This is a genomic window from Congzhengia sp. (genome assembly GCF_037235575.1).
In the GTDB taxonomy this organism is placed as follows: domain Bacteria; phylum Bacillota; class Clostridia; order UBA1381; family UBA9506; genus Congzhengia; species Congzhengia minquanensis.
This window is the reverse complement of record NZ_JAXUNN010000014.1, coordinates 17,024-28,864: the sequence shown is the minus strand read 5'-3', so window position 1 is coordinate 28,864 and position 11,841 is coordinate 17,024. Positions and strand designations below refer to the sequence as shown.

The following is an 11,841-nucleotide window of genomic DNA, read 5'->3' as shown; positions in this document are numbered from 1 at the left end:
TTGGAGGAGATGCAACATATGAACTTAAACACCAATTACAAAAATTTACAACAGAGCTATCTGTTTTCCACCATCGGAAAAAAAGTGGCAGATTTTCAAAAAACCAATCCATCGCTTCCCATCATTAAGCTTGGCATTGGCGACGTAACCCGCCCCCTTTGCCCCGCCGTGGTAAACGCCATGAAAAAGGCCTGCGACGAAATGGGCAAGGCAGAAAGCTTCCGCGGATATGGCCCAGAGCAGGGTTATGGCTTTTTAAAAGAAGCCATTTTAAATTATTATAAAGAAAAAGGCGTAAGCCTGGAATTAGACGAAATTTTTGTCAGCGACGGCGCAAAAAGCGACGTGGGCAACATTTTAGATTTGTTCGACAAAGACAACACCGTACTGGTTCCCGACCCGGTGTATCCAGTGTATGTGGACACGAACATCATGGACGGAAGAAACATTGTTTACATGAACGCCAATGAAGAAAACGGCTTTTTGCCCATGCCGGACGAAGCGGTGAAAGCCGGCCTTATTTACCTGTGCTCGCCCAACAACCCCACCGGCGCGGTTTATACCAAAGAACAGCTGAAGGCGTGGGTGAACTATGCAATTGAAAACCACGCTGTAATTCTGTTCGACGCAGCCTATGAAGCCTTTGTGCAGGACAGCTCCCTTCCCCGCAGTATTTTTGAAATTGAGGGCGCGAAAAAATGTGCCATTGAATTCTGCTCGTTCTCGAAAACGGCAGGCTTTACGGGAACGCGCTGCGGTTACACCGTTGTTCCTCTGGAGCTGGAGTCAGACGGTCTTTCCTTAAACAAAATGTGGCTGCGCCGCCAAACCACCAAGTTTAACGGCGTGAACTATATCGTTCAGCGTGGTGCCGAGGCGGTGTTCTCCCCCGAGGGCAGAAAGCAAATTCAGGAAAACATTGACGGTTATATGGAAAACGCCAAAGTAATTGTAGCAACCATGAAAAAGCTGGGCATTTTCTACACCGGCGGCGAAAACTCGCCCTACATCTGGCTTAAGTGCCCGGAGGGCATGAAGTCGTGGGACTTTTTCGACTATCTGCTCACCAAGCTTTCCATCAACGGCACGCCGGGGGCGGGCTTTGGCGAAAATGGCGAAGGGTTCTTCCGGCTCACGGCTTTCGGCGACCCGGAGCAGACGAAAGAAGCTATGCGCCGATTAGAAAACGCGGATATTTATAAAAAGTAAGCAATGCTGAAAGATAAAAAGGTAATCATTTTCGATTTAGATGGCACACTGATAGACTCGGTCGGCATGTGGAACGAGGTGGACCGCAGGCTGATTTTGCAGTTGGGCGGCCATCCTGAAGAAGAAACCGTTATTCAAACGCGGCGTGACGAGCTTTTAACCCGGTTCCGCGGAGAAAAAGCCCCCTATGTAGCTTACTGTGCCAGTTTGGGTGCACTTTGCGGATCAGGCCTGTCAGCGGAAGACATTCACAAACTGCGGTATGAAATAGCAGACGGCTATTTGAAAAATACCGTGAAGTTAAAGCCCGGCGCGGCGGAACTGCTGTCTTATTTAAAGGCGCAGGGGCGAACCCTGGTGCTTGCCAGCACCACCTCCCGGGCCAATGTGGAAAAGTATATGCAGTGGAATGAAAACATCAAAAGCAAGGCAAACTTTGGCACGCTGTTTTCGCGCATTTACACCCGGGACGATGTAACAGAGCTAAAGCCCTCGCCTCAGGTGCATGAGCTGATTTTGTCCGCCCTCGGCGTATCCCCGGACGATTGTTTGGTGGTGGAAGACTCCCTGGCCGGCGTGGAGGCGGCAAATGCTGCAAACATTGCAGTCGTTGCCGTGGCAGACCGGAATTCTGCTCAGGACGAAACACAAATCCGCGCACGCTCCGACGCGTTTTTTTCAGACTGCGCCGCTCTGCACGCGTTTTTTGCCGGCGGCAAAGCCGGTGCGTCTTCTCTTGACAAACCGGACGCAAAATGATATAATGAATAAGCGTTTTTTGCTTAGAAAGGCGGAAAAATGCCGAAATTTTTTATAGAAAAAAACTCAATTATAAATGGGCACACCGTTATCTCCGGCAGCGACGCGGCCCACATTGCTAAGGTTTTAAGACTATCAGCGGGCGACGCGCTCACCCTGTGCGACGGCCAGGGAACAGACTTCTCCGCTGTTATTACAGACCTTTATAAAGACCGGGTGGAGCTGAACATCAGCGAAGCGCACCCCTGTCTGGCAGAGCCGGAGCTTGCCGTTACCCTGTTTCAGGCGTTGCCCAAGCAGGGGAAGATGGATTTCATCATTGAAAAGTGCACTGAGCTGGGAATTGGCCGCATTGTGCCCGTATCCGCCCACCGCTGTGTGGCGGCTGTGCGGGATGCAAAGGCGGAGGAAAAAAAGCTTGCCCGCTGGCGCAAAATTGCGGCAGAGTCTGTAAAACAGTGCGGCAGAGGCGTAATTCCTGAGGTAACAGGCGTTGTTCCGCTTCCTGAGGCCATTTTAATGGCCGGCGCGCTGGACGTTACATTTGCGGCCTATGAAAATGAGCGGGACATGCCGCTAAAATCTGTTTTAGAGGCCGCTTCCGGCAATGGAAAACCAAAAAGCCTGGGCTTTTTCATCGGCCCTGAAGGCGGGTTTGAATCGGAGGAGATTGCGTCATTTTCCGCGGCGGGAATTCCTGCTGTAACGCTTGGAAAACGGATTTTGCGCACCGAAACTGCCGGCTGTGCCGTGCTCACCGCCGTGATGTATGCATTTGGCGAACTCAGTTAACAATTGAAACCCCCGGCTTTGCCCGCGCCGGGCGCGTTAAATATCTATGGGCAGAAAGGTATTGGGGACAAATGACAAAAGTTATGACAAGGGAAGAACGGGAAAAACTATCCAACAGGCTGATTTTAAACTTTGGAATTTTGCTCTGCGGGGCGCTCATTATGCTCTACGTCTACAATTTTATCAGCGCGGGCTACGCAATTCAAACGGCTTACACCGTGGGGATTATCGGCATCATTTCCGCTGTGGCGGCAATTGTGTTTTTTGTGCTGGGCAAAACAAAATTTCCGAAAATTAAAAACTACAGCGCAATCTTTTTCGGCATGTTCATTGCCGCACTGGTTACCTATGCGCCGCGGTTTGGGTTTGTTACAAAGCTCGTTCCGGCTTTCACAATGAAGGTCGCCGTTGTTTCCGTTTTCATTTTAATGGCGGTATATTTCATTGTGCTGTCCATTGTAACAGCGGTTATTTTAAAAACCCACCCCGAAGCGCCGGTGGAAAAGAAGAAAATTCAGCACGCTTCTAAGGGTAAAAAGAAGAAAAAGAAAAAATAAGCCGCTTGGCTTTCGGGCGGCATTGCCGCCGTTTTACTACATAACTGAAAAGAGGTTTTATAAAAAATGTTTGGTTTCGACTACATAAAAAACACCGACCCTGAAATTGCCGGCGTCATCTCAGAAGAGCTGGAACGGCAGAACAGGAACATTGAACTGATTGCTTCGGAAAACTGCGTTTCCGAGGCGGTGATGTCCGCCATGGGCTCGCCGCTCACCAATAAATATGCGGAAGGCTATCCCGGCAAACGCTACTACGGTGGCTGCGAAGTTGTTGACAAAGCCGAGGAACTGGCAAGAGAGCGCGCAAAAGAGCTGTTTGGCGCAGAGCACGCAAACGTGCAGGCCCACTCCGGCGCAAGTGCCAATTTGGCCGTGTTTTTTGCTGCCCTTGAACCCGGCGACACCGTGCTTTCCATGAACCTTTCTCACGGGGGACATTTGTCCCACGGCAGCCCGGTGAATATTTCCGGTAAATATTTTAACATCGTTCCCTACGGCGTAAGCGAAAAGGACGAGAAAATTGACTATGACGAAATTTTAAAGCTTGCAAAGGAATGCAAGCCGAAAATGATTATTGCAGGCGCAAGCGCATATCCCAGAATCATTGATTTTGAGCGCTTTGCTCAAATTGCAAAAGAGGTGGGCGCATATCTTTTGGTGGACATGGCTCACATTGCTGGCTTGGTTGCGGCAGGGCTGCACCCCAACCCGGTGCCCTATGCCGACTTTGTAACCACCACCACCCACAAAACCCTTCGCGGCCCCAGGGGCGGACTAATCCTCTGCCGCGAGGAATATGCGAAGATGATTGACAAGGCCATTTTCCCCGGAATTCAGGGCGGCCCGCTGATGCACGTTATCGCATCTAAGGCCGTATGCTTTAAAGAAGCGTTAACAGACGAGTTTAAGGCTTATCAGAATCAGATTGTGAAAAACGCGGCTGTTTTGGCCGACACTTTAACCAAGCAGGGCTTTCGCTTAGTTTCCGGCGGCACGGAAAACCACCTGATGCTGGTAGATTTAACGAACTTTGACGTAACAGGAAAAGAAGCGGAAAAACGGCTGGACGAGGTGCGCATTACGGTGAACAAAAACACCATTCCGTTTGAAACAAAAAGCCCGTTCATCACCAGCGGCATTCGCATCGGCACGCCGGCGGTTACCTCCCGCGGCATGAAAGAGGAAGACATGGTGGAAATCGGCACGCTGATTCATATGCTCATTTCCGATTTTGAAAATTCCAAAGAAGCCGTTGCAAAGCGCGTAGAAGCACTTTGCGCAAAATATCCGCTTTACCGCGGCGGCAATTTATAATTCATAAAAATTACCCCGGCATGATATGCCGGGGATTTTTTTGAGTTTCCAACAACTTTAATAAGTGGGGCCTGTAAACATGAAACGATATAAATTAACATCGCAGCAGCGAAAAATGCTGCTTTTCTGGTTTTGCTTTGTCTCATTTGCAGCGACAGCTTTTATCACTTCTGCAAGCGTTTATCTTATCGCAGATAAAAAAAATGAACAGCTAAGCTGGGACTATTATTTCACAGAAGCAGACACCTATACGGAGGCTGAAATCGCCGCCTCTGCTAACGCTGCGAAATTGACAACCGGCACGTATATTGAGCGGCTGGACAGCGTGGATATTAAAAATTCAAAATATGCTGTCACATTCAAATGCTGGTTTAATTGGAGCGGCTTTGACGATTTAGATATGGAGCACCGTTTTGAACTGTATGAGGGGACTATAAAAAACATTGTGAAAAAGGATGAACACAGGGAAAACGGAAACAATTATCAGCTTTTTGAAGTGACGGCAGATGTGTCGAAGGAATTTGGCACAAAACGGTTTCCCCTGGGGTCGTATCAGCTCAGGCTCTATTTAAAGCCCCTTGATAATATTGAGCACATTGTGCTTATTCCAGATAAGGAAAACAGCGGAATTAATCCAAAGCTGAATGCAGCGGGGTTTTCTCTTGACAGAAGCGGCACTGCGCTCTTTATTCACCGCCGCAGTGCCAATACAGAGGGCGCCTATTACAAAGGCGGCGGCACGGAGAGCTATTCAGAAGTTTTAACTGCGATGGAATTAAAGCGCAATTCTATCGGCCTTTATTTAAAATGTATTATTGCATTAATCGGAACGGGAATTTGGGCGCTGATAACGTTGTATATTTGTGCACACCACCAAACAGATTCTTTGGGTATGATGCCCGCAATTTTAATCGGAACCGTAACCAACCTGATGATTGGTGCAAATCTTGTGCCCGATGCTTTGCACACCGGCCTGCTTGAGTTTATCAATGTGTGGGGAATTTACACCGTTCTGATTGCAACCGTGCTGATTGTCGTTATTAACAGAATACGGTCGAAATATAATGAGAGCGGATTTGCAGAATTTTTTGGAAAAATTTTATTTTATACGGTTTTGATTACCACCGTTTTGGGGCATATCATTTTGCCGCTTTCGGCTTTTCAATTTTAATAACAGGGAGAATTAGCTATGTGGAACAGAAAAGATTTAAAGCACCACGCGAAAGGCGCATTAAAAAGAAATTATTTGGGCATTGTCATAACCTGTATGCTTGTTTCAATTGCCCTGGGATATGCCGTAAGTCCGGTTAAAAGCGCGGAACAGATGTTTCATCCGAACAGCAGGCCGTCTGCCGGGGCATCTGCCGCTAAAACAACGGATAACGCGCGGCAGGAAAGCACCAGTAACACGGAAATTGTCGACAGCTTTCTGGGCGGAATGGGCATAGAAAACGACACGGCAAAAGGCTGGACAGGCGGCGTGTTGTCGCAGTTTGCAAACAACACCCAGGGTGCAGGCAGCGTGATTTATGGAATTATGAACACCATAAACCAAATTGTGTTCAGCGATCGGCTCAGTCCCGGCATTATTATCGGTGCAGGTGCTCTTATCAGTTTTTTAATTTTTATTTTTCTAAAAAACGTTTTGCAAATTGGCTTCTGCCGATATCTGCTTGAGGCCAGAATTTATAGTCGCACGCGGCTCAACAGGATTTTATTTCCCTGGCACATTAAACGCTGTTTCAGCATTGTAAAAATTATGTTTGTCAAATGGCTGTTCCAGCTTTTTTGGACCTTTACCATTGTCGGCGGATTGATTAAAACATACTCTTACCGGCTTGTTCCGTTTATCGCTGCAGAAAACCCGGACATCAGCCCGCGGGAGGCGATTTCTCTTTCCCGTAAAATGATGAAAGGGAACAAATGGAGGGCCTTTGTGCTGGATATTTCGTTCCTGCCGTGGAGCCTTTTGAATATGCTTACGTTTAACCTGCTGGAAATCCTTTTTATTCAGCCATACAAAAAACTGACTAATGCAGAATTTTATATGGCGCTCCGCGCCCAGGCCAAAGCTGGCGGCGTTTCGGGAGTCGACCGTCTGTGCGATGTTCTGCTGGATAAAGAGGAGCAAATTGGCGAATATCCTGTTAACGATTATTTCATTCCCCCTGCTCCTGCAAGGCACTGGGCCCGCGCAGATTACAACAGAAGTTACAGCATCTCGTCGCTAATTCTGATATTTTTTACGTTTTCTTTTGTTGGCTGGGTGTGGGAGGTCAGTCTGCATTTGTTTAAGGACGGCGTTTTTGTAAACAGGGGCGTTTCCTTTGGGCCGTGGCTGCCCATTTACGGGACAGGCGGCGTTTTGGTTCTTATTTTGCTAAAAAAATTCAGAAGCAAGCCCGTACTTATGTTTGCCGCTACCATGGTGCTGTGCGGCGTTGTTGAATATGCCACGTCCTGGTACTTGGAGTTCAGCAAAGGCATGAAATGGTGGGATTACAGCGGATATTTCCTCAATTTAAACGGCCGAATTTGTCTGGAAGGATTATTGGTGTTTGCCCTGGGCGGCTGCGCGGCAGTTTATCTCATTGCTCCCGCTCTGGACGGCCTGTTTCAAAAAATACCGCAGCGGAAAAAAAGAACAATTTGCACTGTGCTTTTAGCGCTGTTCTGCGCCGATCAGGTATATTCACACTTTAACCCCAACAGCGGCAAAGGAATTACGGATTATCAATAAATTATAAATAAAATGGAGAGAAAAATGGAATTTATGAATGAACAGCTCACAACCCCGGTGGCGGGTCGGTTTGACGTAATTGTGGTGGGTGGCGGCCCCGCCGGAAGCTGTGCGGCCATTGCCGCTGCGCGCTGTGGAGCAAAAACCCTTTTGATTGAGCGGCAAAACTGTTTAGGCGGCATGTGGACCAGCGGCTTTATTAACCCCATTTTTGACCATGAGAACAAAAATGGCATTATGCGGGAATTGATTAACGAATTAGACAAGAAAGGATTCTGGGGCGGTTTTTGGAACGAAAGCATGAACTATGAGTATATGAAGCACCTGTTGGAGCAAAAATGCGCCGAAGCAGGTGTTAAACTGCTGTTTCAAACAGCCTTTTCAAAGGCCGTTATGGAGGGCAGCACCATCACTGGCGTAATTTGTGAAAGCGTTTCCGGCAGAAAAGCCTATTTTGCCGACTTTGTTGTAGACTGCTCCGGCGACGCGCTGTGCGCAATTTCTGCCGGCGCAAACGTTACAAAGGAAAACAGTGAAACGCGCCAGGCCATGACGCTGATGTTTCTGGTGGGCAATGTGCCGCAGGCATATCGCGACGGAGCGCTTTTGAAGGATATTTTTATCGCTATGTTCAAAAAAGCGGGCAAGCCTCTGCCCTTTGACATGCCCTATCTAATCACCTCACCCAACTCCCGGTTTGGGGCCATTCAATATACCCACATGTATGGGCTAGACCCTTTCTCCGCCGAAGATTTAACTGCCGCAGCCATTGAAGGCAGGCGGCAAATGATTGAGGCGGTGGAGCTGTTGAAACGCAGCGACAAGGCGTTTTCTGACTTAGACCTTATCTGCTCTTCCCAGGTGATGGGCGTGCGGGAGTCGGTGCAGGTTGTGGGAGAATATACGCTGACGGCAAACGACCTGCTTTCCGGCGCATCGTTTCCCGATGGCATAACGAAAGCGGCATTTAACATTGATATTCACACCCAGAGCAATTTGGGGCAGGACGTAAGGAGCGTAAAGCCTTATGAAATTCCGTTCCGGTGCCTCATTCCAAAGGGCATTCACCATTTGCTGGTTGCGGGCAGAACCATTTCCGGCACCCATGAGGCAATGGCATCTTTTCGCGTAACCGCCAACTGCGCCGCCATGGGCGAGGCGGCAGGCATTGCCGCCAGCCACTGTGCAAAACACAGGACTGACGTGCGCAGCATAAATATCCGTGAGCTTATTCCGGAGCTTTTATAAAAGCAGTTATAAGGATTACAGGACAGAAAGTTATAACGCAATTAAAACAAAAAATGGTTTAATTTATGAAACGAAAGCATATGGTAAACAAATTGAAACAGCAGTGATAAAATTAGCCAATTGACAATAAAATTTGAAAACAAAGCTCCGCTATATAAACAAAGCAAAAAAGCACACTTTTTGATGCACGGTGTGCTTTTTGTTTTGCCCGGCGTTTGTATTCCTGCACAAGCCCGCGGCTTTTGTCGAATGTTAAATTTTTGAAATCAGCCTTCGTTTTCCCTTGTAAACACGCTGTCTTTGTGATAAAATAAAGAAAATGATACAGATTGGAGGCGGCAGGCAATGGCCATTAACAAACTGACGAAAGCGGCACTTGCCGCCCTGTCATATCCCGAATTAGACGTTCGCAAAACCTATAAAATTAACCGAAAAATCCAGCGGCTCATTCACCCGCCCATTGCGCTTACCTGCACCATTGAAAAAACCTCGTTTCAGGCGGAAGACGGGTTCTATGTTCCCGCCAGGATTTTCACGCCCAAAAATTTGGCGCGGAAAGCAGTTTTGCTGTTTTTTCACGGCGGCGGCTGGGTGGTTGGCGATGTAGACAGCTACACCGCCACCTGCGCGTCTTTGGCCGAAAGCACCAAAAGCCGCGTGATTGCTTTGGACTATCGCTTAGCGCCGGAGTTTGCGTTTCCTTACGCTGTGAACGACAGCTACAGCGCCCTGTGTCAGGTAGAAAAAGCCTTTGGCAAGCCCATTGTTATTGGCGACAGCGCTGGGGGGAACATTGCTGCGGTGGTTTGCCAAATGGCGCGTGACCGGGGCGGTCCGCCGGTTCGGGCGCAAATTTTAATCTATCCCGCAACGTTTCACGACCACACGGAAACGTCCCCCTTTGCGTCGGTAAAAAAATTTGGCGAGGGCTTTTTGCTGACAGCAAAGCGCATCTGTGAGTATATGGATTTATATGTGCAGGATAAACGAAATCTTAGCAATCCCTATTTTGCGCCGCTTTTGGCGGAAGATTTGTCCAACCTGCCCCCTGCACTGCTGATTACCGCCGAGTGCGACCCCCTCCGCGACGAGGGTGAGGAATATGCCAGAAGGCTGTGGCTGGCGAAAACCCCGGTGCAAACCTTCCGGATTGAGGACGCGCTGCACGGCTTTTTCTCATTGCCTGCAACCTTTGAGCAGGTGAAAAAGTGCCACAGGCTGATTGACCTGTTTTTAAATGAAACTTGCGACGATACAAAACCGGATACCCTTGAAAGGGATGACACATAAATGGATACGAATTGGAGTAAACTGGACAACGCGGCAAAAATCTTCCCGTCGTCCATTGCAAAATTTAACACCCAGGTGTTCCGCATCTCCTGCGAATTGAACGAGGAGGTTGACGAAACCGTTTTGCAGCAGGCATTAGACGACACGATTAAGGTATTCACCGTATTCCGCTCAGTGTTAAAGCGGGGCTGGTTCTGGTATTATTTTGAGGACACCGACCTTTCCCCCAAAGTGCGGAAGGAGTTTAAGCTCCCCTGTGCCAAAATTTATGAGAGCGGCTACAAAGGGCTTTTGTTTGAGGTGACCTATTTTAGCCGCCGCATTAATTTAGAGGTGTTTCACGCCTTAACCGACGGCACCGGCGCCATGCATTTTTTGCGGATGCTGGTGATAAAATATGTTTCAAAAAAATATGCAGTGGCTGAGCCTGAGTTTGACTACGATGCGTCCCGCGCGCAGATGGGCGACGACAGCTTTTCAAAATATTACACCAAGGAAAAAGCAAATAAACGAAAGCAAAAACAAAAAAAGGGGTGTGCCATTAAATCGCCCCAGTATTTTGAAGACCGCATGCGGATTGTGAGCGGCTGCATGCCCGTAAATCAGGTGTTAGACGCGGCCCACCAAAACCATGCTACCGTAACTGCCTTTTTGTCCGCCTGTTTTATGACGGCCATTGCTGAGGAGCTGCCCATGCGTGCAAAACGGAGGCCAGTGTCGTTAGCCGTGCCGGTGAATTTGCGCAGATTTTTCCCCTCGGTTTCAGCCCGGAACTTTTTCAACCTGGTTTCCGTGCAATATAACTTTTATAAAAAAAATCCCGGCTTAGAGGAGGTCTGCCGCGCGGTAGACGCGGATTTAAAACGCCAGCTCACCAAAGAAAATCTGTTAAACCAGCTAAACCAGTTTTCCCGCATTGAGCACAACATTTTTATAAAGCCCATCCCGCTGATGATAAAAGACAAGGGACTGAAGCTCGCCTACCGGGTTTCGGGCAAAGACACTACGGCCACCATTTCAAACGTAGGCGTTGTTTCCATGCCCGATGAAATTGCGCCCTTTATCCATCAGTTCGACGTGTATAACAGCACAGACAAAATTCAGGCCTGCGTCTGTTCGTTTGAAAACAGGCTTACCGTTGGCTTCGCCTCTGCCTTTGTGAGCACGGACATTGAGCGCCGTTTTTTCAGAAAGCTGACGTCTTTGGGAATTGACGTCACAATTGTGAGCAACTTTGAAGACGATTAGAAAGGACTTGCCATAAATGAAATTTTGCAGCAAATGTAACGTGCAGATTCGGGGCACGCAGAACGTTTGCCCCCTGTGCCAGGCGCAGGTGACAGGCGAAAGCGAAAAAATGTTCCCTGATATCGGAACAGCTAAACAAAGCCGGTTTAAAATCCTTAAAAAACTGATTTTATTTGCCACCATCGCCGTTTGCGTGCTGTCTGCCGCCGTGAATTTGATGATTCCCCAAAGCGGCATGTGGGCACATTTTGTGGTGTTTGGCGCCGTGTGCTTTATCATCATCACAACCATTGCATTCCGGCGGCTTACCAACATCTCAAAGCACATCACATATCTTACGCTGGTGTTCTGCATTTTCAGCATCTTGTGGGACTATGTCACAGGCTGGCACAATTGGTCGTTCGATTATGCGGTGCCCATTTTGTGCTCCGCTGCGCTGATTTCGGTTTCTGTCACCAACTTTGTGCTGAAGGTGCCGCCGAAGGAATATATCCTGAGTTTGTTCACCGACGTTCTTCTTGGTCTTGCGCCCATTGCGCTCTACCTCACGGGGAACATCAGGGTGATCTACCCTACGTTCATCTGCATTGCGCTGAGCGCAGTTTTACTGGCGGGGCTTTTGCTGTTTGAGGGCAGAAGCTTTTACGCCGAGCTGAAGAAAAAATCTCACCTGTAAAAGAA

11 protein-coding genes are annotated in these 11,841 nt (G+C 48.5%); all 11 read left to right on the top strand.

Going from position 1 to position 11,841, the window contains the following annotated elements:
* The first annotated feature begins 18 nt into the window (after positions 1–18).
* The 11 genes from WIG73_RS02640 (at position 19) to WIG73_RS02590 (ending at position 11,836) form a co-directional block, all read left to right on the top strand.
* Positions 19–1,209 (top strand): LL-diaminopimelate aminotransferase, encoded by a 1,191-nt coding sequence (locus WIG73_RS02640; RefSeq protein ID WP_337399176.1) that lies wholly within the window; start codon positions 19–21, stop codon positions 1,207–1,209.
* A 3-nt stretch (positions 1,210–1,212) separates the two neighbouring features.
* Complete coding sequence (locus WIG73_RS02635; RefSeq protein ID WP_337399175.1) at positions 1,213–1,968, top strand: HAD family phosphatase; 756 nt, start codon at positions 1,213–1,215, stop codon at positions 1,966–1,968.
* Between the two features lie 39 nt (positions 1,969–2,007).
* On the top strand, positions 2,008–2,760 hold the full coding sequence (locus WIG73_RS02630) for a 16S rRNA (uracil(1498)-N(3))-methyltransferase (protein ID WP_337399174.1): 753 nt from the start codon (positions 2,008–2,010) through the stop codon (positions 2,758–2,760).
* A 71-nt stretch (positions 2,761–2,831) separates the two neighbouring features.
* On the top strand, positions 2,832–3,317 hold the full coding sequence (locus tag WIG73_RS02625; RefSeq protein ID WP_249313152.1) for a hypothetical protein: 486 nt from the start codon (positions 2,832–2,834) through the stop codon (positions 3,315–3,317).
* Positions 3,318–3,383: 66 nt separating this feature from the next.
* The gene (gene glyA, locus WIG73_RS02620; protein ID WP_337399173.1) at positions 3,384–4,634 is read left to right on the top strand and encodes a serine hydroxymethyltransferase; all 1,251 of its coding nucleotides are present in this window, start codon (positions 3,384–3,386) and stop codon (positions 4,632–4,634) included.
* Positions 4,635–4,713: 79 nt separating this feature from the next.
* Complete coding sequence (locus tag WIG73_RS02615; protein ID WP_337399172.1) at positions 4,714–5,805, top strand: hypothetical protein; 1,092 nt, start codon at positions 4,714–4,716, stop codon at positions 5,803–5,805.
* An 18-nt stretch (positions 5,806–5,823) separates the two neighbouring features.
* Positions 5,824–7,374 carry a DUF975 family protein gene (locus WIG73_RS02610; protein ID WP_337399171.1) on the top strand — a complete coding sequence of 517 codons (1,551 nt, stop codon included), beginning with the start codon at positions 5,824–5,826 and terminating at the stop codon, positions 7,372–7,374.
* A gap of 24 nt (positions 7,375–7,398) precedes the next feature.
* The gene (locus tag WIG73_RS02605) at positions 7,399–8,622 is read left to right on the top strand and encodes an FAD-dependent oxidoreductase (RefSeq protein ID WP_337399170.1); all 1,224 of its coding nucleotides are present in this window, start codon (positions 7,399–7,401) and stop codon (positions 8,620–8,622) included.
* A 345-nt stretch (positions 8,623–8,967) separates the two neighbouring features.
* A complete protein-coding gene (locus tag WIG73_RS02600; RefSeq protein WP_337399169.1) occupies positions 8,968–9,912 on the top strand; it encodes an alpha/beta hydrolase in 945 nt (314 codons plus the stop codon).
* A complete protein-coding gene (locus WIG73_RS02595; RefSeq protein WP_249313139.1) occupies positions 9,913–11,160 on the top strand; it encodes a hypothetical protein in 1,248 nt (415 codons plus the stop codon).
* 16 nt (positions 11,161–11,176) lie between these two features.
* Positions 11,177–11,836 carry a DUF6320 domain-containing protein gene (locus WIG73_RS02590; protein WP_337399168.1) on the top strand — a complete coding sequence of 220 codons (660 nt, stop codon included), beginning with the start codon at positions 11,177–11,179 and terminating at the stop codon, positions 11,834–11,836.
* Positions 11,837–11,841: the final 5 nt, after the last annotated feature.